We start from the raw sequence: 23,617 nt of genomic DNA, 5'->3' as shown, positions 1-23,617 counted from the left end.
AACGTCGAATCGAAGGTAAAATCTATCGCTTAACGGAAATTGATAAGTCATGACGCTCACCGAACTCAAGTACATCGTCGCCGTAGCGCGCGAGCGCCATTTCGGCCGGGCGGCCGAAGCCTGCTTCGTGTCGCAGCCGACGCTGTCGGTGGCGATCAAGAAGCTGGAAGACGAACTCAACGTGCAGATCTTCGAGCGCGGCACGTCCGAAGTCTCGGTGACGCCGATCGGCGAGCAGATCGTGGCGCAGGCCCAGCGCGTGCTGGAGCAGACCATGGCCATCCGCGAGATCGCCAAGCAGGGCAAGGACCCGCTGGCCGGGCCGTTGCGGCTTGGCGTGATCTACACCATCGGGCCCTACCTGCTGCCCACGCTGGTCAAGGAAATGATCCACACCGTGCCGCAGATGCCGCTGATGCTGCAGGAGAACTACACGGTCAAGCTGATCGAGTTGCTCAAGCAGGGCGAGATCGATTGCGCCATCATGGCCGAGCCCTTTGCCGATTCCGGGCTGACCGTGCAGCCGCTGTATGACGAGCCCTTCGTCGTGGCGGTGCCGCGTGGCCACCATCTGGAGCATGCCGGGAAGGTGGATCCCGACGAACTCAAGCAGCAAACCATGCTGCTGCTGGGCAGCGGGCATTGCTTCCGCGACCAGGTGCTGGGCGTATGCCCGGAGCTGTCACGCTTCTCGCAGGCGGCCGACGGCATCCAGAAGACCTTCGAAGGCTCCTCGCTGGAAACCATCCGCCATATGGTGGCAAGTGGCGTTGGCATCACGGTGCTGCCGCGGACTTCGGTGCCGGACCTGAAGTCCAACAAGAACGACCTGCTGGCCTACGTGCCCTTTACCGATCCCGTGCCCGACCGGCGCGTGGTGCTGGCCTGGCGCAAGAGCTTTACCCGCCTGCCGGCCATGGAGGCGCTGCGCCGCGCGGTGGCCGCCTGCGACTTGCCCGGCGTCAGCATGCTAGCCGCCAAGGAACTGGCTGAAGCCGCCTGAGGGCGCCCTGCCGGCCGGCGCTGCGCGCCGGCGGCACGTTTTCCCCTGCCTTGTTTTTTCTCCCCCCCCTCGATTTTTCTAACTTCGCTGCGTCTTTTTCCTATGCGATGCTGGCGCGCAGGCATGGCATAGGCATGCTCTATTTCATAGTTAGAAATAATTGAATTTCATATTCAATAGCCTTTCCGTACACTTCCTGCATCGACGCATTGCGCGCTGTCATCCACAAGGAGTCGCACATGAAAGGCGAAAAACCCAGCTTGACCGCCGCCCGCGAGCTCCTGAGCGCACTGGCCGGCCGCATGGCCGACTGCCTGGCCTGTTACGCCACCGTGTACTGAAATCTCCCGGCGGCTTTGCCGCAGCCCGCCCCAGCCAGACTCCCCGTTCCACCCCCAAAGAAAAATGAGGCCAAGATGAGCAAGAACAAGGACACTCTCACCACCGCCGCTGGCGCGCCGGTAGCCGACAACCAGAATTCGCAGACCGCCGGCGCGCGCGGCCCGATGCTGCTGCAAGACGTGTGGTTCCTGGAGAAGCTCGCTCACTTCGACCGGGAAGTCATCCCCGAGCGGCGCGTGCACGCCAAGGGCTCGGGCGCCCACGGCAAGTTCACGGTGACCCATGACATCTCGCGTTTCACCAAGGCCTCGGTCTTCGCCAGCGTTGGCAAGGAGACGCCGATGTTCATGCGCTTCTCCACGGTGGCGGGCGAGCGTGGCGCCGCCGACGCCGAGCGCGACGTGCGCGGGTTCTCGGTCAAGTTCTATACCGATGAAGGCAACTGGGACGTGGTGGGCAACAACACGCCGGTGTTCTTCGTGCGCGACCCGCTGAAATTCCCGGATTTCATCCACACGCAAAAACGCAATCCGCGCACCAACCTGCGCGACCCGATTGCCGTGTGGGATTTCTGGTCGCGCCATCCGGAATCGCTGCACCAGGTCACCATCCTGATGAGCGACCGTGGCCTGCCGCAGAACTATCGCCAGATCCACGGCTTTGGCTCCCATACCTTCTCGTTCATCAATGCGGCCAACGAGCGTTTCTGGGTGAAGTTCCACTTCAAGTCGCAGCAGGGCATCGCCAACTGGACCAACGAGGAAGCGGCCAAGGTGGTGGCGGGCGACCGCGAGAGCGCGCAGCGCGACCTGTTCGAGAACATCGAGCGCGGCAACTTCCCTCGCTGGAACGTGCGCGTGCAGGTCATGCCCGAAGCCGATGCGGCCAAGTACCACATCAACCCGTTCGACCTCACCAAGGTGTGGCCGCACAAGGACTATCCGCTGATCGACGTGGGCGTGCTGGAGCTCAACCGCAACCCGGACAACTACTTCGCCGAGGTGGAGCAGGTGGCGATGAACCCCTCCAACATCGTGCCGGGCATCGGCTTCTCGCCCGACAAGATGCTGCAGGGCCGGCTGTTCTCGTACGGCGACACGCAGCGCTACCGCCTGGGCGTGAACCACAACCAGATCCCGGTGAACGCGCCCAAGTGCCCGTTCCACAATACCTTCCACCGCGATGGCGCGATGCGCGTGGACGGCAACCAGGGCGGCAAGCTCAACTACGAGCCGAACCGCGAGGGCGCCTACGCCGCCAGCGAGCGCGCCATCGAGCCGCCCCTGGCCCTGGATGGCGCGGCCGACCGCTTCGACCACCGTGTCGACAGCGATTACTACAGCCAGCCCGGCGCGCTGTTCCGCCTGTTCGACGAGGCCCAGCGCCAGCGTCTTTACTCGAATATTGCGGCGGCCATGCAGGGTGTGCCGGAAAACATCGTGCGGGTGCAGCTGGAGCACTTCACCAAGGCCGATCCGGCTTATGGCGAGGGCGTCAAGCGCGCGCTCAACCTGAAGTAATGCGCAAGCAATGAAGCAGGGCATTGCGGGTGGCCCCGAGCCGGGGCCACCTTGAAAGCCCGGCACGGAGAACCATCATGGCCATGTTCAGACTGTTCGTCAGCGAGTTTCAGCAGTTGCAGCAAGTTGCCCACGACCGCCCTCGCCGCGCAGATGCGGCGCGCCTGCAGCGCAAGCTGTGGCGCACGGAGATCGGGCTGGCGGCGGTCGCGCTGGGCGCGGTCGCGACGTTCCTGGACGCGGCCAAGGGTTTGTCTGCCTTTACCGGGTGATGCCATAATGTGCGGGTTGTGCCGCGTCCCGTGGCGCGGCAGTTGTCAGAGCCACCCCAGACTGGAGCGTACCTATCATGGCAAAGAAGAATGAGATGAGCGTGAACATCGGCATTTCCGACAAAGAACGCAAGAAGATCGCGGAAGGCCTGTCCAAGTTGCTGGCGGATACCTACACGCTCTATCTCAAGACCCATAACTTCCACTGGAACGTCACGGGTCCGATGTTCAACACCTTGCACCTGATGTTCGAGACGCAATACACGGAGCTGGCGCTCGCCGTGGACTCGATCGCCGAGCGTATCCGCGCGCTGGGCTACCCGGCGCCGGGCACCTACAAGGAATACGCCCGCTTGTCGTCGATCCCCGAGGAAGAGGGCGTGCCCGAAGCCACCGAGATGATCCGCAAGCTGGTCGAAGGCCAGGAAGCCGTGGTGCGCACCGCGCGCTCGCTGTTCCCGGTCATCGACGCCGCCGGCGACGAACCCTCCGCCGACCTGCTGACCCAGCGCATGCAGACGCACGAAAAAACCGCGTGGATGCTGCGCTCGATGCTGGCCTGATGCCTTGATCGACATCACCGGCGGCCTTGGTGTGCTGCCGGCCATGCGCGCCGCGCCCTGACCGGGTCGCGGCGCGTTTTTCGTTGAATGCCATTGCCTTGCCCGACCCCGTGCCGCGGCCCCTCGCCATGTTTGAACGCTTAGCCCTGTACGCGCGCCTGGTGCGCATCGACAAGCCCATCGGCACGCTGCTCCTGTTGTGGCCCACGCTGTGGGCTCTGTGGATGGCCTCGGGCGGCCAGCCGGTGTGGAGCCTGTTCTGGATCTTCGTCATCGGCACCTTCCTGATGCGCTCTGCCGGCTGCGCCATGAACGACTGGGCCGACCGCGATTTCGACAAACACGTCAAGCGCACCAAGGAGCGGCCGCTGACCGCGGGCAAGATCGCCGCGTGGGAGGCGGTGGCGGTGGCGGTGGTGCTGGCGCTGGCGGCCTTCGCGCTGATCACGCCGCTCAATGGGTTTACCAAGTGGCTGGCGGTGGTCGGCGCCGTGCTTGCCGCCACCTATCCGTTCTTCAAGCGGTTCTTTGCCATCCCGCAGGCCTACCTTGGCATTGCTTTCGGCTTTGGCATCCCGATGACGTTCGCCGCGGTGCAGGACCATGTGCCGGTGGTGGCGTGGGTGATGCTGCTGGCCAATGTGTTCTGGGCGGTGGCCTACGATACCGCCTACGCCATGGTGGACCGCGACGATGACTTGCTGCTCGGCATGAAGACTTCGGCCATCACGTTCGGGCGGTTCGATGTCGCCGCCATCATGATCTGCTATGCGGTGTTCCTGGGGCTGATGGCCTGGGCCGGTACGCAGTTCGGGCTGGGCTGGCCGTACTGGATCGGGCTGGCGGCGGCGGGGGGATGCGTGGTGTATCACTACACGTTGATCCGCGAGCGGGATCGCATGAAGTGCTTTGCCGCGTTCCGGCACAACAACTGGCTGGGCGCTTGCGTGTTTGCCGGGGTGGCTGCGGCCTACGCGTTGCGCTGAGGCTGCGCTCAAGCGTCCTGACGGTTTGCGTCCTCTCCCGCCGCGCGGGAAAGGACTAACCCAACTCAGTCCTTGCCAAACTCCGCGCCCATTTCCGTCGCGCGTTCAGCGGCGGCGTGCATGGCCCTGGCGAAGGCTTCGCCGATACCGGCGGCTTGCATGGCGGTGAGCGCGGCGTAGGTGGTGCCGCCCTTTGAGGTCACGCGCTCGCGCAGCAAGCTGACCGGCTCCTCCGACTGTGCCGCCAGGGCCGCGGCGCCGCGGAAGGTCTCCACTGCCAGCGCGCGCCCTTGCTGGGCGTTCAGGCCGAGCTCCACGGCCGCTTTCTCCATGGCTTCGATGAAGTAGAAGACGTAGGCCGGGCCGCTGCCGGAGATGGCGGTGACTGCGTCGATCTGCGCGTCGCCTTCCACCCACTCGCACTTGCCCACGGCTTCGGCCAGCGCGCTGGCGATGTCGCGGTCCTGCTGCGCCAGCCCGGCTACCGCCGCCAGGCCGGTCATGCCCATGCCGGCCAGCGCCGGGGTGTTGGGCATGGCGCGCACCAGGCGGGTGCGCCCGCCGAACCAGCGCTGCATGTCGGCCAGACGGATGCCGGCGGCCACGCTCACGATCAGGCTGTCGCCCAGGTGCGGCAGCAGCGATGCCGCCGCTTCGCGGAACTGCTGCGGCTTGACCGCCAGCACAAGCACATCGCTCTTGCCAAAGGCGGCGTCGGGCGCGCCTGCCGCATGGACCCCAAGGTCGCGCCGCAGGCGCGCCTGCGCTTCATCGAACGGATCGACCACGCGGATCGAGGTGGCTGGCACGCCCCGGGCGATCAGGCCGCCGATCAGGGCGGTGGCCATATTGCCGCCGCCGAGGAAACCAAAGGTGAGAGTCTTGAGCATATCGGTCTCTTGCTGGGAATCGTCTGGGAAGAAGGGGGGTCGGCGTTCAGGCCAGCCTGGCCTGTGTCGCCTCGGGTGCCGTGGCATGGCCGCGCGCGCCGAATATGGCGGTGCCTATGCGCACCACGGTAGCGCCCTCGGCAATGGCGGCCTCCATGTCGGCGGACATGCCCATCGAGAGCGTGTCCACATCCAGCCCGGCGGCGCGCAAGGTGTCGGCCAGGGTGCGCAGCGCGGCAAACGGCCGGCGCTGGGCCTCCAACTCGCTCTGCGGTTCCGGAATGGCCATCAGGCCACGCAGCCGCAGCCCGGGCAGCGCCGCCACGGCGCGTGCCAGCGCGGGCACTTCGTCTGGAGCGACACCGCTCTTGCTGGCTTCGCCGCTGATATTGACCTGCAGGCAGACCTGCAACGGCGCCATGCTGGCGGGCCGCTGCGCCGACAGCCGCTCGGCGATGCGCAGGCGGTCGATGGCATGGACCCAGTCGAACTGCTCGGCCACGGCACGCGTCTTGTTGCTTTGCAGGGGGCCGATAAAGTGCCAGCTTATCTGGTCGCGCAAATCGCCAAGCTGCGCAATCTTGTCCACGCCTTCCTGCACGTAGTTCTCGCCAAAGGCGCGCTGGCCGGCGTCGAACGCAGCCCGCACCGCGGCGGCGGGGAAGGTCTTCGAAACCGCCAGAAGTGTGACTTCACCGGCCGGTCGCCCGGCCTGTTGTGCGGCTGCCGCGACGCGCCGGTTGACGGCTTGCAAGTTGGCGGCGATTACAGACATAATCCGGCGAACATATCAAGAAGTACAACAATAAGTACGACAAAAAGGGTGGGGTCATTATAGATGGACATCGCGCAGCTATTAGCTTTCGCCGTCAAGAACAAGGCGTCCGATCTCCATCTCTCGGCAGACATGCCGCCGATGGTGCGTATCCACGGCGACATGCGCCGCATCAATGTGGCCGCGATGGGCCACAAGGATGTCCACGCCATGGTGTACGACATCATGAGCGACACCCAGCGCAAGCAATATGAGGAACGGCTGGAAATCGACTTTTCTTTCGAAATCGCCAGCCTCTCGCGTTTCCGGGTCAATGCCTACAACACGCAGCGCGGTGCCGCCGCCGTGTTCCGGACCATTCCTTCCAAGGTGCTGACGCTGGAAGACCTGCGCGCGCCGGCGGTATTCGCTGACCTGTGCATGAAGCCGCGCGGCCTGGTGCTGGTGACCGGCCCGACCGGCTCGGGCAAGTCCACCACGCTGGCGGCGATGGTGGACCACCGCAATGATCACGACATGGGCCACATCCTCACGGTGGAGGACCCGATCGAGTTCGTGCACACGTCCAAGAAGAGCCTGATCAACCAGCGCGAGCTGGGGCCGCACACGCATTCCTTCGCCAACGCGCTGCGCTCCGCGCTGCGTGAGGATCCCGACGTGGTGCTGGTGGGGGAGCTGCGCGACCTGGAAACCATCCGCCTGGCGCTGACCGCGGCCGAAACCGGCCACCTGGTGTTCGCCACGCTGCACACGAGCTCGGCGGCCAAGACCATCGACCGGGTTGTCGACGTGTTCCCGCCCGAAGAAAAAGACATGGTGCGCACCATGTTGTCGGAATCGCTGGAAGCGGTGATTTCGCAAACGCTGCTCAAGACGCGCGATGGCAACGGCCGTACGGCGGCCCACGAGATCATGATCGCCACGCCGGCGATCCGCCACCTGATCCGCGAGAACAAGATCGCGCAGATGTACTCGATGATGCAGACCAGCAGCGGCCTTGGCATGCAGACGCTGGACCAGTGCCTGTCGGACCTGATCAAGCGCGGCATCATCAACTACAACGATGCGCGCGCCATTGCCAAGAACCCCGACTCATTCACGGGCTGAGGCGAGTCCGCCGCATCCGAACCAGGACACCGCCATGCTCGATCGAGAATCCGCTGCCAAGTACATCAACGACCTGCTCGAGCTGATGGTGGGCAACCGCGGCTCGGACCTGTTCATCACCGCGGATTTTCCGCCGGCCATCAAGGTCGATGGCAAGATCACGCCAGTCTCGCAGCAGCCGCTCAACCCCACCCAGGCGCTCGGCCTGGTGCGCTCCATCATGAACGAGCGGCAGGCGGGCGAGTTCGACGGCAGCCGCGAGTGCAACTTCGCCATCTCCGTGCCCAACGCCGGGCGCTTTCGCGTCTCCGCGTTCATCCAGCAGGGCAAGGCGGGCATGGTGGTGCGTACCATCAATACGCGCATTCCTTCGGTGGAAGACCTCGACCTGCCGCCCGCGCTGCATGACATCGTGATGTCAAAGCGCGGACTGGTGATCGTCACCGGCGCCACCGGCTCGGGCAAGTCGACCTCGCTCGCGGCCATGCTCGATCACCGCAACGCGCATTCGTACGGGCACATCATCACCATCGAGGACCCGATCGAATACGTGCACGCGCACCAGAACTGCATCGTCACGCAGCGCGAGGTCGGCATCGATACCGACTCCTGGCACGTGGCGTTGAAGAACACGCTGCGCCAGGCGCCCGATGTGATCCTGATCGGCGAAATCCGCGATCGGGAAACCATGGAGTACGCGATGCAGTACGCCGAAACGGGCCACCTGTGCCTGGCCACGCTGCACGCCAACAATGCCAACCAGGCCATCGACCGCGTGGTCAACTTCTTCCCCGAGGAAAAGCGCCAGCAGTTGCTGATCGACCTGTCGCTCAACCTGAAGGCGATGGTGTCGCAGCGCCTGTTGCCGCGCAAGGGGCAGAAGGGCCGGGTGCCGGCCGTGGAGATCATGCTCGGCACGCCGCTGGTGGCCGACCTGATCTTCAAGGGCGAGATCCATGCGCTCAAGGAAGTCATCAAGAAATCGCGCGAGCAGGGCATGGTGTCGTTCGACCAGGCGCTGTTCGATCTCTACGAGGCCGGCAAGATCACCTACGAAGACGCGCTGCGCAATGCCGACTCCCTCAACGACCTGCGCTTGATGATCAAGCTGCACGGCACCATGGACCGCGAGACCGACTTGGGCGCCGGCACCGAACACCTGAATGTGATCTGAGCACCCACGGCCGCGTTGCAAAGTACACTGTCCGGCGGCCGGCGCGCATCGCCGACCACCACCGTGTCACCCGAGGATTCCGTCATGAGCAATGTCTACCAGTTCGAAGCCAGCTCCCTGGCCGGCCAGCCGGTGCCGCTGTCGCAATTCAGCGGCAAGGTGCTGCTGATCGTGAACACGGCCAGCGAGTGCGGCTTTACGCCGCAATATGCCGGCCTGCAGGCGCTGCAGGACCAGTACGCGGCCAGCGGCCTTGAAGTGCTGGGTTTTCCCTGCAACCAGTTCGGCAAGCAGGAGCCGGGCGACGCCGCGCAGATCGGCCAGTTTTGCGAGTCGCGCTTCCATGTCACCTTCCCGATGTTCGGCAAGATCGACGTCAAGGGCGATAACGCGCATCCGCTGTATCGCTGGCTGACCTCGGAGAAGCCGGGCGTGCTTGGCCTGGAGGCGATCAAGTGGAATTTCACCAAGTTCCTGCTGCGCCGCAACGGGACGGTGTTCAAGCGCTACGCGCCCACCACCAAGCCCGAGGATATCAAGCGCGACATCGAGACACTGCTGGCCGAGCCGGCGTAGGACGTATCTCCAATCACCTGAGCAGCCGACCAGCCGACCAGCCGATCAGCCGGCTAGCCGCTGGTGTGCTGCACCGCACGCAGGAAGCCGTTGAGCGATCGGTCAGGGGTTTCATGGAAGCGGTCGTCCAGCATGATGATGCCGCGGCAGCGGTCCAGGCGGAAGCTGCGATAGTCGGTGCGCGTGGTGCACCACGCGGCCAGCAGCCAGCTATTACCCCAGAAGAACAGGCCCAGCGGCTGCACGATGCGGTCGGTGGCGCGCTGCTGCGCGTCGGTGTAGTCCAGGCGCAGCAGGCGTTGCGCGTTCATGGCGCCATGCACCACGTCAAAGGCGTCGCGCACCTGCGGCAGGTTGACGAATTCGGGGGCGAACACGCGGCTTTGCTGCGCCGCATGACGCCGCGCGGGCGGTAGTGCCGCCACCAGCTTCTCCAGCGCGGGATCGGCCGCGGCGGCCAGCGCCCCGCCGCCCCAGGCCTTGAGCAGCCGCAGCCCGGCCACCAGCGCTTCGACTTCGATCGCGGTGAACATCAGCGGAGGGACGTCATAGTCAGCCCGCAACCGGTAGCCGATGCCCGCTTCGCCCTCGACCGGCACGCCCGACAGCGACAGCGCCTGGATATCCCGGTACACCGTGCGCTCGGACACCCCGAGCCGCTGCGCCAGCAGCGCCGCCGTGGTGAGGCGGCGTCCGCGCAGTACCTGGACGATCTGGAAAAGGCGGTCGGCGCGGCGGCTCATCGAGGTTTCATCTTGGTGCTATGCGGGGTTGGGTAACACGATCGCGGCGGCCGGCTATCCTGCCAGCGGCTGGTGCAGGCCGACGCGATTGCCTTCGCTGTCGATGATATGCGCGATATGGCCGATATCGCCAGGCAACTGCAGCGGGCCGAACACGGTCTTGCCACCGGCCGCGGTGACACGCGCCAGCAGCGCCGTGAGCTGCGGCGTGTGCAGGTAAGGCAGGCAACCGTCGGCCGAAGGGCGGAAGCCCTCGCCGGCTACCAGTGCGCCGCCAGGCTCATGGTTGGCAAAGACAGCCATGTCGATCTGCGCCATGGTTTCGCGCTTGAGGGTGGTCTCGAAGGCCTGCTCGTAGAACCGGATGGCACGGGCCATGTCCTCGACAGGAATTTCAAGCCAGTTGATCAGTCCGCTCATGATGGTCTCTCTCAGGGGTGATGGAGAGACGGATCATGCGCGAGGGCTCCTGACAACGTCCTGTCAGCAGGGATCAGCGCGGTATCCATGCCGCCAGCATCGGCACCATCACGGCGGTCAGCACGCCGTTCAGGCCCATGCCGAGCGCGGCGAAGGCGCCGGCCTCCTGGTTGACCTGGAAGGCGCGCGCGGTGCCGATGCCATGTGCTGCCACGCCGGTGGCGAAACCGCGCACGGTGTAGTCGGAAACGCGCAGCAGGTTCAGCAGCTTGGTGGCGCTGACCGCGCCGATGATGCCGGTGGCCATCACCAGCACGGCGGTCAGCGAGGGCAGGCCACCGATCTTCTCGGCCACGCCCATGGCGATCGGGATGGTGACCGACTTGGGCGCGAGCGAGCGCATGGTCTCGGGCGAAGCGCCCAGCAGCCAGGCGATGCCCACGGCCGATACCACCGCCACCAGCGATCCCGCCAGCAGCCCGCCCAGCAGCGGGAACACGTGCTTGCGCAACTTGGGCAGCTGCATGTAGAGCGGCACTGCCAGCGCGACGGTAGCGGGTCCGAGCAGGAAGTGGACGAACTGCGCGCCATCGAAATAGGTCTTGTACGGCGTGCCGGTTACCGTCAGCAGCGTGACCAGGATGGCGACCGCGATCATCACGGGATTGGCTAGCGGCGAGAAGCGCGCGCGCTCATAGACGCGGAACGCGAAGACATAGGCCAGCAAGGTAGCGGTCAGGCCGAGCAGCGGGCTGGCCGCCAGATAGACCCAGATCTCGTTCAGGCGCGGCGTCATGCTTGTTCTCCCGAACCGGCTTGCGCGCCGGCATCCTCGGGCGGCCTGGGCTTGCCCATCAGCGCGCGCGCCACCAGCGCGGTGGTGGCGATCGCCAGCCAGGTGGACACCACCAGCGCCACCACGATCGGCAGCCACTCCCCGCCGATGCGGTGCGCGTGCACCATGATGCCGACGCCAGCCGGCACGAACAGCAGCGACAAGTGCTTGAGCAGCTCGGAGGTGGTCCCCTGGATCACCGGCAGCAGCCGGTCGTCGAACGTGAGCCAGCCGAACAGCAGGATCATGCCGATCACCGGCCCGGGCACGGGCAGGCTCAGGGAATAACTGAGCGCTTCCCCGACGGATTGGAAAACCAGCAGGATGGCGAAGGTCTGGAGCATGCGGGTGCGGGGCGAAAGGAGCGAAAGGCGGCAAGGGTGAATGCCATCGCATGGTAACCCGGCACCACGCGTCCAGCCTACCCCAGCATGCGGTCCACCAGCTCGATCCAGTGCATCACCGGCGTGCCGGTGCCGCTTTGCAGGTGCGTGATGCAGCCAATATTCGCCGAGACGATGGCCTCAGGCTTCGAGGCCTGCAGATTGGCGAGCTTGTCGTCACGCAGCCGATAGGACAAAGCGGGCTGCAGCACCGAATACGTGCCTGCGGAGCCACAGCACAGGTGGCTGTCGGCACAGAGCTTGACGTCCACGCCCAGGCCTGTCAGCAGGGCTTCCACCTTGCCACGGATCTGCTGGCCGTGCTGCAGCGTGCAGGGCGGATGGTAGGCCACGCGCCGGCCATCGGTGCCGTCGGTGCCATTGCTGCTTCTTGCCTCGGCGGCCGCATCTTGCAGGGCGTCGGCGAAGTTCGGCAGCAGCTCTGACAGATCCTTGGTCAGCGCCGAGATCTGGCGCGCGCGATCCGCATAGCGGGCATCGTTTCGCAGCAGGTGCCCGTATTCCTTGACCATCACGCCGCAGCCCGACGCCGTCATCACGATGGCCTCCGCGCCGGCTTGCACCGCTGGCCACCAGGCGTCGATATTGCGCCGCATATTGTCGAGGCCGCCGTCGTGGTCGCCGGTGTGATAGCGCACGGCGCCGCAACAACCGGCCTCGCGCGCCACCACCAGCTGCACGCCAAGGCGGTCGAACACGCGTGCCGTGGCGGCATTGATGTTGGGCGACATCGAGGGCTGCACGCAGCCGTCGAGCAACAACATCTTGCGCGCATGCGTGGTGCGCGGCCATGCGCCGGCGTCGACTGCCTGCGGCACCTTGTTGCGCAGCGCCTGCGGCAACAGCGCTCGCACGCGCTGCCCCATGCGCATGGCCGTGCCGAACAGCGCCGGGCGCGTCATGCTCTCGCGCAGCGCCCACCGCGCGAGGCGCTCGCGCGCCGGGCGCTGGACGCCTTCGGCCGCAAGGCGGTCGTCCACCACCTTGCGGCCGATGTCGACCAGACGGCCGTACTTCACGCCCGAGGGGCAGGTGGATTCGCAGTTGCGGCAGGTCAGGCAGCGGTCCAGGTGCAGGCGTGTGCTTTGCGTGACGGGCTGGCCTTCCAGCACCTGCTTCATCAGGTAGATGCGCCCACGCGGGCCGTCCAGCTCGTCGCCGAGCAACTGGTAGGTGGGGCAGGTCGCGGTACAGAAGCCGCAATGCACGCATTTGCCGACGATGGACTTGGCTTCTTCGCCGTCGGGCGTGTCGCGCAGGAATTCGGCCAGTGTGGTTTGCATGGTTCGGGGACTCTCCGGTGCCTTGGCTGGGGATCGATGCGGTGTGGCGCGGCGCGGCCCGTGGCTCAGAAGCCGGCGTACATGCGCTGCGGGTTGAAGATGCCGGCGGGGTCGAACGTCGCCTTGAGCCGCTGATGGATGGCAGCCACCGGCGCGGACAGCGGCGTGAACACGCCCACGGCTTTGTCGCCGTTGCGGAACAGCGTGGCGTGGCCGCCGGCCGCCTTGGCCGCGGCGCGCACGATGGCGCTGTCGGCCGCGCTGTCGCTGCCGCCCAGCCACCAGCGCTGGCCGCCGCCCCATTCGATCAGCTGCCCGCCGGGCAGCGCCAGCGGTGCGGCGGTGGTTGGCACGGCAATGCGCCACAGTGCCCGGCCAGCTTGCACCGGGGCAAAGAAGGCGTGGCTCTGCTCGCGCAGCGCGCGCCACAATGCATCGGCTTGCGCGGCGTCCACGGCTTCGCCGCCAAGCCGCTCGCGCGCGGCGCGCAGCGCCGCCGCCGCGCCCGCCAGGCGCAGGTGCAGCACGCCGTCGTGCCAGGCCGAAGCGGCAATCGGCAGGGGCTGGCCGCCCCAGTCGTTGAGGCGATCGAGCGCCGCGGCCTCGTCCAGCGCAAATCGCAGCGTGGCGTCGTCGAAGGGCACCGGCAGCACCTTGAGCGAGACTTCCAGGATCAGCCCCAGCGTGCCGAGCGATCCGGACATCAGCCGCGAGACGTCATAGCCGGCTACGTTCTTCATGACCTGGCCGCCAAAGCTCAGGATGTCGCCACGGCCATCCATCACGCGTGTGCCCAGCACAAAGTCACGCAACGCGCCCACCGCCTGCCGGCGCGGGCCGGACAGGCCAGCGGCCACGGCGCCGCCGATCGTGGCCACGTCGCTGGCATTGGCGCCGGTGCTGAAGTGCGGCGGCTCGAACGCCAGCATCTGGCGCCGTTCGGCCAGCGCCGCCTCGATCTGCGCCAGCGGCGTGCCGCAGCGCGCGGTGATCACCAGCTCGGGCGGGTCGTAGTCGACGATGCCGCTGTAGGCGCGCGTGTCGAGCAGGGTCCCTTGTGCGTGCTGGCCGTAGAAATCCTTGCTGCCGCCGCCGCGCAGGCGCAGCGGCGCACGCGTGTCGGTGGCATGCCGGATGGCATCGCGAAAGGCGGTGAGGGTGGCTTGCGGATCTGCTGGCATGGTGGCGGGCGGGTGTCGGCGTGAACTAAGTCAGGCGGAGGAAGTGGGACGGTGAGGTGGCGTCTCGGCGCTTGCTCGGGAGCCTGCCGGCTCGCGTTCGCTCTCGCCCTGGTAAGGCGGCAGCTCGCTGCCGCAGTGCTTGCAGTAGCCGGCGTCCGGGTCGTGGCCTTCGGTCAGGCAATGGTTGCAGGTGCGCGTGGTCAGCGGCCGCTTCATGATGCTGGCGGCGAGCTCGGCGCCCACGATGCCGGTGGGGAAGGCGATGATGCCGTAGCCCAGCAGGATGGTCAGCGAGGTGATGAACTGGCCCAGCGGCGTCTTGGGCACCATGTCGCCGAAGCCGGTGGTGGTGAGTGTCACCACCGCCCAGTACATGCTCACGGGGATGCTGGTAAAGCCGTGCTGCGGGCCTTCCACCACATACATCACGGTGCCGAGGATCACGGTGATGATGAACACCGTGCCAAGGAAAACGAAGATCTTGCGCCGGCTGTTGGCGAGCGCGCGGTACAGGATCTGCGCTTCCTCGAAATACACCGTCAGCTTGAGGATCCGGAACACGCGCAGCAGCCGCAGCAGCCGCACGTCGATCAGGAAGGCCAGCTCCGGCACGAAGAAGGCGAGCCAGGTCGGGATGATCGACAGGAAGTCGACCACGCCGAAGAAGCTGAACACATAGCGCAAGGGACGCCGCACCACCAGGATGCGCATCACGTACTCGCCGGTAAACAGCAGCGTGAACAGCCATTCCAGCACGGTGAATATCCGGCCCAGTCGCAGGTTGACCGCCGGCAGGCTGTCGAATATGACGATCAGCACGCTGGCGACGATGGCCAGCAACAGGGTGATATCAAACAGCCGGCCGTTGCGCGTGTCGGCCTCGAAGATGATGGTGTACCAGCGCTCGCGCCAGCCCGATTCGGGCTTGCCCAGGCGCTGGCGGGTCTGCGCGCTGCTGTTGGCGCGCTGCGTTGCGTTTTGACCTGGCATGTTCAGAAGCGCGGCAGTTCGGGGTGCGGCAGCAGGCCGCGCTTCACATGCATGCGACCGTACTCGGCGCAGCGCGCCAGCGTGGGGATGGCCTTGTCAGGGTTGAGCAGGCGCGCCGGGTCGAAGGCCGCCTTGACGCCAAAGAACAGCTCGCGCTCTTGCGCGGAGAACTGCACGCACATGGAATTGAGCTTCTCCACGCCCACGCCGTGCTCGCCGGTCACCGTGCCGCCCAGCTCCACGCAGCTCTCCAGGATGTCGGAGCCGAACAACTCGGCGCGGTGCCATTCGTCCTGGTCCGCACCATCGAACAGGATCAGCGGGTGCATATTGCCGTCGCCCGCATGGAACACGTTCATGCAGCGCAGGCCGTACTTGCGCTCCATCTCCTCGATGCGCTTGAGCAGCGTGCCGATATGCTTGCGCGGGATGGTGCCGTCCATGCAGTAGTAGTCTGGCGAGATGCGCCCGGCGGCGGGGAAGGCGTTCTTGCGCCCGCTCCAGAAGCGCAGCCGTTCGGGCTCGCTTTGCGACACCTGGATGCGGCTGGCGCCGGAAGCGCGCAGCACCTCGCTCATGCGCTCCACTTCCTCGGCCACTTCTTCCGGCGTGCCGTCGGACTCGCACAGCAGGATGGCGGCGGCGTCCAGGTCGTAGCCGGCGCGCACGAATTCCTCGACCGCGGCGGTGGCGGGCTTGTCCATCATCTCCAGCCCGGCCGGGATGATGCCGGCGCCGATCACATCGGCCACCGCGTTGCCGCCCTTGGCCACGTCATCGAAGCTGGCCATGATCACTTGCGCCAGTTGCGGCTTGGGGATCAGCTTGACGGTCACCTCGGTGACCACCGCCAGCATGCCTTCGGAGCCGATCACGGTGGCGAGCAGGTCCAGCCCCGGCGCGTCCGGCGCTTCCGAGCCGAACTCCACCACTTCGCCCTCCATGGTGACGGCGCGCACGCGCAGCACGTTGTGCACCGTCAGGCCGTACTTCAGGCAATGCACGCCGCCCGAGTTCTCGCTGACATTGCCGCCGATGGTGCAAGCGATCTGCGAGGAAGGATCGGGGGCGTAATAGAGGTTGTACTGCGCGGCGGCCTCGGAAATGGCGAGATTGCGCACGCCGGGCTGGACCACCGCGGTGCGCGAGCGCACGTCCACGCTGACAATGCGCTTGAACTTGGCCAGCGACAGCACCAGGCCGGTGGCGATCGGCATGGCCCCGCCGGACAGGCTGGTGCCGGCGCCGCGCGGCACCACGGGCACCTGCAGCGAGTGGCACAGGCGCAGGATGGCGCAGACCTGGTCCTCGTGGTCGGGCAGCGCGACGGCCATCGGCACCTGGCGGTAGGCTGCCAGGCCGTCGCACTCGTAGGGCACGGTGTCTTCGGGTTTCCACAACAACGCTGCATCGGGCAGGATTTTCGCCAGGCCGGCGAGCAACGCGCTGCGGCGTGCCTCGTCGGCGACCAGTGAGACTTCGTGCGGGGCGTTCATGGCAACTCCTGTGATGGCCGCCGGCGCCCGCCATGGCAGGGCGGGCGCGGGTGGGGAGCAAGGACTATAGCGCAGCCAGGTGGCTGCGCAGCCCGTGGCGACGTGAATTCCGCATGGCAAGCCGATCAAAATCGCTCATGACGCCATATTCCCGGAACGTGCCATGCGGGCGGTGGCAGGGACGATCCTCGCGGGCTGGCCGGTACCAATCCAGCTTAGCACCGGCGTGGCGCAGGGCGCCAATAGGGCGCTTTATGGTGCGCGCGGTGCCAGCATGTGCACCATTTCCAGCTTGTCGTGATAGTCCGGTGCCACATAGAGCGCCTGCGGCTCCACGCCGTAGCGCACGAAGCCCATGACCTCATAGAGCGCAATCGCTGGCGCATTGATGACGTTGACGCTGAGCGTGACCTGGCGCAGCCCGGGCATGGCGGTGGCCACCGCCAACGCCTGTTCCATCAGTTGCCGCCCGACGCGCCGATCGCGATAGCCCGGCGCCACATACATGCCCCAGATAAACGCCTTATGGCGCTGCTTGGCCTTGTCCTCGCGCATCACCCCGACCACGCCGGCCAGCGCGGTGCCGTCCCCGGTGGCGTCGAAGGCGCCGAGCACGGCCTTTTCGGGCGTTGCCCCAAGGCGGCCGGCGATGGTGGCCAGCGGCAGGTCACGCTCCTCCTCGAAGCTGGAACCGAAGGCGGCGGGGGCCTCCAGCAAGCCTTCGAGGCGCAGCGCCTGGAAGGCTCCTGCATCGGCGGCGGTGAGCAGGCGGATCTGCATGGGCATTATGTGCGCTCCTGATCGGCAATCACGGGCTGCTGTCTGGCGCGTCGTTCCCGATATGCCTTGACTGCCCATTGGGTAACGGCGGTCGTCAGGATTGCCATGGGAAAGGCGATCGCGATGGTGCTTTGCGGCAAGAGTACGGCCAAGGTGAAACAGAACGCGACAAAGGAAAACAAGCCTGCCGCCATCGACGTCAGCATGGCGACTACGAAGTCCGGGCCGGCTGCCCGGTGCGAGAACACCGACAGCACGATGCCAAGCACGGGGAATACGGCCAGCAGCCCGCTCCAGGTAGAGCCGATCGACGCCGACAGAGTCGTTACCGCAAGCGTCAGGGCCGCACCGGCTAGCATGCGCATCAGCAGCCCCGCGCGCGATACGCGAGACGCCCGCCCGGTGGGACCCGGCAGGGGAAAGAGCGACGGGCAGATGCCCAGCGTGAGCAGCGCCAAGGCCAGAGCGGTGAAGGGCGAGAAGGGCAGCCCGCCAAGCAACGCCGCCGCGGCTAGCCAGGCACCCAAGGCAGCCGTCAGCGCCAGCGGCCAGCCGTGCCGGCGGCAACTCCATGCATAGGCCAAGCTGAACGCGACCGACGCGAACACGGCGCAGAGGGCGCTGGTAGCCGCCGATGCGGCAAACGGCGCGCCACGTTCCAGCGCGATCAAGAACAGGATCGGACCAACCACCACGGGCATGCCGGCCAGCAGGCCGGCCACGCTGGGGCCCCAGCGTTTGCCTGCCATGGAGATGCATGCGATGAAGCCGGGTACCAGTAACAGCTTCAGGGCGAGCATTGGCAGGATTCCTCTTCGTTGATTTTCTGGTTTGGGTTTGGCGGTGCTACCAGTCCAGGCTGAGCAGCCAGTCGACGAAATACCGCGCCTCGGGCTTGAGCGGCGCCTGTTCGCGCTCGACGATGTAGTAGCCGTGCGGCGACACCGATTCGATGTCCAGCAGCCGCACCATCTGGCCCAGTGACAGCCAGTGCCGGGCCATGCGTTGGCGCACCAGCGCCACGCCCTGGTTGGAGGCGATGGCTTCGAGCATCAGGCCGATGTCGTTGAATTGCGGACCGGTCTGGGGCTCGGGCCAGTCCAGGCCGGCGGTCTCGAACCAGGGCTTCCAGGGTTCCAGCGGGCTGCGCAGCAGCACCAGGTTGTGCAGGTGCTCGGGTTTGGTGATGGCGCGGCCGTCGATGCGCTCGTAGTACTCGCGCCCGCAGGCCGGGAACACGGGCTCGACCAGCAGCTTGGTGGTCTTCAGGTCGGGGTAGCGCCCCGTGCCGTAGCGGATCTCCACATCGGTGTCTTCCGCCTTCACGTCCAGGAAGGGGATGGCCAGGTGCAGCTCGGTGTCGATGTGCGGGTACAGCGCCGTGAACTCGGGCAGGCGCGGCACCAGGTGCTGGCGGCCGAAGGTGGGCGGGATCGCCACGCGCAGGCGGGTGCGCAGCTTGTTGTATTCGGGCCGGGCCAGTTCGTTGAGCGCCTTGAGGGCATCCTGCACATTGCGCAGGTAGCGCGTGCCAGCGGCCGTCAGCCGCAGCGCGGCGTTGGCGCGCACGAAGAGGTCCTCGCCCCACAGCTCCTCCAGGTTCTTGATGCGGTGCGACACCGCGCTGGGCGTGACCGACAGCTCCTCGGCCGCGCGCGCGAAGCTGCCCAGCCGGGCGGCGGCTTCGAACGCGATCAGCAGGTGCAGCGGCGGGACGCGGTTGAACATGGATGCCATGCCGCGCGCGCCCTTAACGTACCGGGCGGAAGATCTTGCCCGGGTTGAGGATGTGGTTGGGATCGAGCGCGTTCTTGATGGCGCGCATCAGGTCGAGCGCGTCTTCGCCGTGCTCGCTGACCAGGAAGTCCATCTTGTGCAGGCCCACGCCGTGCTCGCCGGTGCAGGTGCCGCCCATGGCCAGCGCGCGCTCCACGATGCGCCGGTTGATGGTCTCGGCCTCGGCGAGCTCCTCGGGCTTTTCAGGGTCGGTGAGGATCGCGACGTGGAAATTGCCGTCGCCCACGTGGCCCACGATGGGGCAAGGCAGGCTGGACGCGTTGAGGTCACGCTCGGTCTCGGTCACGCAATCGGCCAGGCGGGAGATCGGCACGCACACGTCGGTGGTGACCGCCTTGCAGCCCGGCTTGAGCTGCAGCATGGCGAAGTAAGCGGTATGGCGCGCGTTCCACAGGCGGCTGCGGTCTTCCGGGCGTGTGGCCCACTCGAAGCCCTGGCCACCATTGTCGGCGGCGATCTGCTGCACGGTCTCGGCCTGCTCCTTGACGCCGGCCTCGGTGCCATGGAATTCGAAGAACAGGTGCGGTGCCTCCGGCATGGACAGGTTGTCGTGCCGGTTGATGGCGCGGATGGCCAGCGCGTCGACGAACTCCACGCGCGCGACAGGCACGCCCAGCTGGATGGTCTCGATGGTTGCCCGCACCGCGCTGCCCATGCTGGGGAAGCTGCAGATGGCCGCCGAGATGGCTTCGGGCTGCGGGTACAGCCGCACCGTCACCTCGGTGATGATGCCCAGCGTGCCTTCGCTGCCGATCATCAGGCGGGTCAGGTCGTAGCCGGCGGAGGACTTGCAGGCGTGGGTGCCGGTCTTGATGATGCGGCCGTCGGCGGTGACCACCGTCAGCGCCAGCACGTTCTCGCGCATGGTGCCGTAGCGCACCGCGTTGGTCCCGGAGGCGCGCGTGGCGCACATGCCGCCCAGCGAGGCATCGGCGCCCGGGTCGATCGGGAAGAACAGGCCGGAGTCCTTGATTTCCTGGTTCAGCTGCTTGCGGGTCACGCCCGGTTGCACCGTCACGTTCAGGTCTTCGGGTTGCACCGACAGCACCTTGTTCATCTGCGACAGGTCCAGGCTGATGCCGCCGGCCACCGCCAGCAGGTGGCCTTCGAGCGAGGAGCCGGCGCCGTAGGCGATCAGCGGCACACGGTGCGCGTTGCACAGGCGGGCTACTTCGGCCACTTCCTCGGTGGTGTGGGCGAAGACCACGCCGTCCGGCGCCGCCGGCGGGAAGGGGGATTCGTCGCGGCCGTGGTGGTCGCAGACACCGGGGGAGGTGGAGAAGCGTTCGCCGAAGCGGGCCTGCAGGGCGTCGCGCACGGTGGCGGGCAGGGGTTGGCGCACCAGCGCGGCGTGGGGAAGGGGTTGGTTCATGGCGTCTCCGGCGGGTCTGTGGGGGCCGGGGACGCGCAGCGCCGGCCATGGCAAGGCCGCGCTGAACGGCGCCGGCTATCGCACCCGGTAGCGTATCAAGCGAATCCCGTTATTCTACGCCGCGCCCGGGGCGGCTCGCTGGGCGGGCGCCGCAACCGCCACCCGGCGCCGGGCAGCGCGCTAACGCGAAGGGCCGGATGCGCGCCATAATGCTGGATTATTCGCCAACGCAGGAGACCCGCATGGGCCATCGCCTCTCCAAGATCGCCACCCGCACCGGAGATGCCGGTACCACCGGGCTTGGCGACGGCAGCCGCACCAGCAAGGACAGCCTGCGCATTGCCGCCATCGGCGATGTGGACGAGCTCAACTCGAACCTTGGCGTGCTGCTCACCGAGACGCTGCCCGATGACGTCCGCTCGGCCTTGCTGCATATCCAGCACGACCTGTTCGACCTTGGCGGCGAGCTCTCCATCCCGGGCTACGTGCTGGTCAAGCCCGAGCAGGTGCTGCAGCTGGACGCATGGCTGGATCACTACAATGCCAACCTGCCACGCCTGGCCGAGTTCATCCTGCCGGGCGGCAGCCGGGCCGCGGCGGTGGCGCATGTGTGCCGCACGGTGTGCCGGCGCGCCGAGCGCGCGCTGGTGGCGCTGGGCGCGCAGGAAGCCCTGAACGAGGCGCCCCGCCAGTACCTGAACCGCTTGTCCGACCTGCTGTTCGTGCTGTCGCGCGTGCTCAACCGGGCCGGCGGGGGCAGCGACGTCCTGTGGCAGCGAGGCCGTTAGCCGCCTCTGTTTTAAATGACGCAAGAAGCACAAAAACCACGCTTGGCGCGCAACGTCTCCTAACACCCTTCAACTTGGCCAGCCAGTCTGCCGTTGATCAGAGGGAGAAGCCGAGAAATTTAGTCGGAATTGCACTTCCAGCCCTTGAAATGGCCCCGGACGGCCACATTTCGGCCTCAGGATGAATTGCAGTCCCCGCGGATAGCGGGGCTCAAGAGGAGAGAATAATGGGTAAGATCATCGGTATCGACCTCGGTACCACCAATAGCTGCGTCGCGATCATGGAAGGCAATACGCCCAAGGTGATCGAAAATGCCGAAGGCACGCGTACCACCCCTTCGATCATCGCCTACATGGAAGACGGCGAGATCCTGGTGGGCGCGCCTGCCAAGCGCCAGGCGGTGACCAATCCGCGCAACACCCTGTATGCGGTGAAGCGCCTGATCGGCCGCAAGTTCGAAGAAAAAGAAGTGCAGAAGGACATCGGCCTGATGCCGTACACCATCGTCAAGGCCGACAACGGCGACGCATGGGTGTCCGTGCGCGACCAGAAGCTGGCACCGCCGCAGGTGTCCGCCGAAGTGCTGCGCAAGATGAAGAAGACCGCTGAAGACTACCTCGGCGAGCCGGTGACCGAAGCCGTGATCACCGTGCCGGCTTACTTCAACGACTCGCAGCGCCAGGCCACCAAGGACGCTGGCCGCATCGCGGGCCTGGACGTCAAGCGCATCATCAACGAGCCGACCGCGGCCGCGCTGGCCTTTGGCCTGGACAAGAACGAAAAGGGCGACCGCAAGATCGCCGTGTATGACCTGGGTGGCGGCACGTTCGACATCTCGATCATCGAGATCGCCGACGTTGACGGCGAGAAGCAGTTCGAAGTGCTGTCGACCAATGGCGACACCTTCCTGGGCGGCGAAGACTTCGACCAGCGCATCATCGACTACATCATCGGTGAGTTCAAGAAGGACCAGGGCGTCGACCTGTCCAAGGACGTACTCGCGCTGCAACGCCTGAAGGAAGCCGCTGAAAAGGCCAAGATCGAACTGTCGAGCTCGCAGCAGACCGAAATCAACCTGCCGTACATCACGGCGGATGCCTCCGGTCCGAAGCACTTGAACCTGAAGATGACCCGCGCCAAGCTGGAATCGCTGGTCGAGGAACTGATCCTGCGCACCATCGAGCCGTGCCGCATCGCCATCAAGGACGCCGGCGTCAAGGTCAGCGAAATCGACGACGTGATCCTGGTCGGCGGCATGACCCGCATGCCCAAGGTGCAGGAACAGGTCAAGGAGTTCTTCGGCAAGGAAGCGCGCAAGGACGTGAACCCGGACGAAGCCGTCGCCGTTGGCGCCGCGATCCAGGGCTCCGTGCTGTCGGGCGACCGCAAGGACCTGCTGCTGCTGGACGTGACGCCGCTGTCGCTGGGTATCGAAACCCTGGGTGGCGTGATGACCAAGATGATCACCAAGAACACCACCATCCCGACCAAGCATGCGCAGGTGTTCTCGACCGCTGACGACAACCAGCCGGCCGTGACCATCAAGGTGTTCCAGGGCGAGCGTGAAATGGCCACCGGCAACAAGCTGCTGGGCGAGTTCAACCTCGAAGGCATCGCGCCGGCCGCACGCGGCACGCCGCAGATCGAAGTCTCGTTCGACATCGACGCCAACGGCATCCTGCACGTGGGCGCCAAGGACAAGGCGACCGGCAAGGAAAACCGCATCACCATCAAGGCGAACTCGGGCCTGTCGGAAGACGAGATCCAGCGCATGGTGAAGGACGCCGAGGCCAACGCCGAGGAAGACAAGAAGGCCCGTGAGCTGGCGGATGCCCGCAACCAGGCCGACGCGCTGATCCACTCGACCAAGAAGGCTGTCACCGAATACGGCGACAAGCTGGAAGCGGGCGAGAAGGAAAAGATCGAAGCCGCGATCAAGGAACTGGAAGACGCCGCACGCGGCGGCGACAAGGCCGAGATCGATGCCAAGGTCAGCGCGCTGTCCGAAGCCAGCCAGAAGCTGGGCGAGCGTGTCTATGCGGACATGCAGGCCCAGGCCGGCGAAGCGGGTGCGGCGGGCGCCGCGGGCGCAGCCGGTGCCGGTGCTGCCGGCGCGGGCCATCAGCAAGCCCATCCGCAGGACGATAACGTCGTGGACGCCGAGTTCAAGGAAGTCAACGACAAGAAGTAATGGAAGAGCGGGGCGGGGGCGCGGTGCGCAACACCTGCGCCAGCCCCCATCCCGACGCCGGGCGACGGACATTGGACCAAGCGGGTTACCGCCGTCGAATGCCTCGCTCGGCTTTTTTGCTATTTCGC

24 protein-coding genes are annotated in these 23,617 nt (G+C 66.3%); 10 read left to right on the top strand and 14 right to left on the bottom strand.

Annotation, left to right across the window (positions count from 1 at the left end; genetic code table 11):
• Positions 1-49 precede the first annotated feature (49 nt).
• The 5 genes from A9975_RS25825 (at position 50) to ubiA (ending at position 4,686) form a co-directional block, all read left to right on the top strand.
• The gene (locus tag A9975_RS25825) at positions 50-1,003 is read left to right on the top strand and encodes a LysR substrate-binding domain-containing protein (protein ID WP_150985958.1); all 954 of its coding nucleotides are present in this window, start codon (positions 50-52) and stop codon (positions 1,001-1,003) included.
• Positions 1,004-1,419: 416 nt separating this feature from the next.
• Positions 1,420-2,865, top strand: a complete 1,446-nt coding sequence (locus A9975_RS25820; protein ID WP_183035243.1) for a catalase — start codon at positions 1,420-1,422, stop codon at positions 2,863-2,865.
• Between the two features lie 77 nt (positions 2,866-2,942).
• Complete coding sequence (locus A9975_RS25815; protein ID WP_183035242.1) at positions 2,943-3,137, top strand: hypothetical protein; 195 nt, start codon at positions 2,943-2,945, stop codon at positions 3,135-3,137.
• A gap of 77 nt (positions 3,138-3,214) precedes the next feature.
• The gene (locus A9975_RS25810) at positions 3,215-3,700 is read left to right on the top strand and encodes a Dps family protein (protein WP_035867478.1); all 486 of its coding nucleotides are present in this window, start codon (positions 3,215-3,217) and stop codon (positions 3,698-3,700) included.
• Positions 3,701-3,828: 128 nt separating this feature from the next.
• Positions 3,829-4,686 carry a 4-hydroxybenzoate octaprenyltransferase gene (ubiA, locus tag A9975_RS25805; protein ID WP_183035241.1) on the top strand — a complete coding sequence of 286 codons (858 nt, stop codon included), beginning with the start codon at positions 3,829-3,831 and terminating at the stop codon, positions 4,684-4,686.
• Between the two features lie 65 nt (positions 4,687-4,751).
• Here the strand turns inward: ubiA and proC are convergent, their stop codons facing one another.
• Positions 4,752-5,576, bottom strand: a complete 825-nt coding sequence (gene proC, locus A9975_RS25800) for a pyrroline-5-carboxylate reductase (protein WP_183035240.1) — start codon at positions 5,574-5,576, stop codon at positions 4,752-4,754.
• 46 nt (positions 5,577-5,622) lie between these two features.
• Positions 5,623-6,351 (bottom strand): YggS family pyridoxal phosphate-dependent enzyme, encoded by a 729-nt coding sequence (locus tag A9975_RS25795; protein ID WP_183035239.1) that lies wholly within the window; start codon positions 6,349-6,351, stop codon positions 5,623-5,625.
• A gap of 63 nt (positions 6,352-6,414) precedes the next feature.
• Between A9975_RS25795 and A9975_RS25790 the strand changes: the two genes are divergently transcribed.
• From A9975_RS25790 to A9975_RS25780, 3 genes are all read left to right on the top strand, one after another.
• The gene (locus tag A9975_RS25790; protein WP_150985964.1) at positions 6,415-7,458 is read left to right on the top strand and encodes a type IV pilus twitching motility protein PilT; all 1,044 of its coding nucleotides are present in this window, start codon (positions 6,415-6,417) and stop codon (positions 7,456-7,458) included.
• A 34-nt stretch (positions 7,459-7,492) separates the two neighbouring features.
• A complete protein-coding gene (locus tag A9975_RS25785) occupies positions 7,493-8,632 on the top strand; it encodes a PilT/PilU family type 4a pilus ATPase (protein WP_043349449.1) in 1,140 nt (379 codons plus the stop codon).
• Positions 8,633-8,716: 84 nt separating this feature from the next.
• Positions 8,717-9,208, top strand: coding sequence for a glutathione peroxidase (locus A9975_RS25780; protein ID WP_150985965.1), 492 nt, complete (start codon positions 8,717-8,719; stop codon positions 9,206-9,208).
• A gap of 53 nt (positions 9,209-9,261) precedes the next feature.
• Here the strand turns inward: A9975_RS25780 and A9975_RS25775 are convergent, their stop codons facing one another.
• The 12 genes from A9975_RS25775 to A9975_RS25720 form a co-directional block, all read right to left on the bottom strand.
• Positions 9,262-9,951: a YafY family protein gene (locus tag A9975_RS25775; RefSeq protein ID WP_183035238.1), complete on the bottom strand. Its 690-nt coding sequence runs from the start codon at positions 9,949-9,951 to the stop codon at positions 9,262-9,264.
• 54 nt (positions 9,952-10,005) lie between these two features.
• A complete protein-coding gene (locus A9975_RS25770; RefSeq protein WP_183035237.1) occupies positions 10,006-10,371 on the bottom strand; it encodes a VOC family protein in 366 nt (121 codons plus the stop codon).
• Between the two features lie 73 nt (positions 10,372-10,444).
• Entirely contained in the window at positions 10,445-11,167 is a 723-nt protein-coding gene (locus A9975_RS25765; RefSeq protein WP_150985968.1) for an LrgB family protein, read from the bottom strand.
• Entirely contained in the window at positions 11,164-11,550 is a 387-nt protein-coding gene (locus A9975_RS25760) for a CidA/LrgA family protein (protein WP_150985969.1), read from the bottom strand. The genes A9975_RS25765 and A9975_RS25760 overlap by 4 nt, the downstream gene beginning before the upstream one ends.
• Positions 11,551-11,627: 77 nt before the next feature.
• A complete protein-coding gene (glcF, locus tag A9975_RS25755) occupies positions 11,628-12,893 on the bottom strand; it encodes a glycolate oxidase subunit GlcF (protein WP_183035236.1) in 1,266 nt (421 codons plus the stop codon).
• A 65-nt stretch (positions 12,894-12,958) separates the two neighbouring features.
• Positions 12,959-14,074 (bottom strand): glycolate oxidase subunit GlcE, encoded by a 1,116-nt coding sequence (glcE, locus tag A9975_RS25750; protein ID WP_183035235.1) that lies wholly within the window; start codon positions 14,072-14,074, stop codon positions 12,959-12,961.
• 30 nt (positions 14,075-14,104) lie between these two features.
• Positions 14,105-15,064 carry an ion transporter gene (locus A9975_RS25745; protein ID WP_183035234.1) on the bottom strand — a complete coding sequence of 320 codons (960 nt, stop codon included), beginning with the start codon at positions 15,062-15,064 and terminating at the stop codon, positions 14,105-14,107.
• Between the two features lie 2 nt (positions 15,065-15,066).
• The gene (locus A9975_RS25740) at positions 15,067-16,560 is read right to left on the bottom strand and encodes an FAD-linked oxidase C-terminal domain-containing protein (RefSeq protein WP_183035233.1); all 1,494 of its coding nucleotides are present in this window, start codon (positions 16,558-16,560) and stop codon (positions 15,067-15,069) included.
• Between the two features lie 252 nt (positions 16,561-16,812).
• Positions 16,813-17,346, bottom strand: a complete 534-nt coding sequence (locus A9975_RS25735) for a GNAT family N-acetyltransferase (protein WP_255503451.1) — start codon at positions 17,344-17,346, stop codon at positions 16,813-16,815.
• Positions 17,346-18,140 (bottom strand): hypothetical protein, encoded by a 795-nt coding sequence (locus A9975_RS25730; RefSeq protein WP_183035232.1) that lies wholly within the window; start codon positions 18,138-18,140, stop codon positions 17,346-17,348. The genes A9975_RS25735 and A9975_RS25730 overlap by 1 nt, the downstream gene beginning before the upstream one ends.
• Positions 18,141-18,186: 46 nt before the next feature.
• The gene (locus A9975_RS25725) at positions 18,187-19,077 is read right to left on the bottom strand and encodes a LysR substrate-binding domain-containing protein (protein WP_183035231.1); all 891 of its coding nucleotides are present in this window, start codon (positions 19,075-19,077) and stop codon (positions 18,187-18,189) included.
• 13 nt (positions 19,078-19,090) lie between these two features.
• The gene (locus A9975_RS25720) at positions 19,091-20,509 is read right to left on the bottom strand and encodes an FAD-binding oxidoreductase (RefSeq protein ID WP_183035230.1); all 1,419 of its coding nucleotides are present in this window, start codon (positions 20,507-20,509) and stop codon (positions 19,091-19,093) included.
• Between the two features lie 242 nt (positions 20,510-20,751).
• Here A9975_RS25720 and A9975_RS25715 point away from each other — a divergent pair, with 242 nt between their 5' ends.
• The gene (locus A9975_RS25715; protein ID WP_150985977.1) at positions 20,752-21,297 is read left to right on the top strand and encodes a cob(I)yrinic acid a,c-diamide adenosyltransferase; all 546 of its coding nucleotides are present in this window, start codon (positions 20,752-20,754) and stop codon (positions 21,295-21,297) included.
• Positions 21,298-21,482: 185 nt separating this feature from the next.
• The gene (dnaK, locus tag A9975_RS25710; protein WP_367651384.1) at positions 21,483-23,489 is read left to right on the top strand and encodes a molecular chaperone DnaK; all 2,007 of its coding nucleotides are present in this window, start codon (positions 21,483-21,485) and stop codon (positions 23,487-23,489) included.
• The last annotated feature ends 128 nt before the right edge of the window (positions 23,490-23,617 follow it).

Origin of the sequence: Cupriavidus sp. UME77, assembly GCF_014170355.1 — a bacterium.
Lineage (GTDB): Bacteria > Pseudomonadota > Gammaproteobacteria > Burkholderiales > Burkholderiaceae > Cupriavidus > Cupriavidus basilensis.
This window is presented reverse-complemented; position numbering and strand designations above follow the sequence as displayed.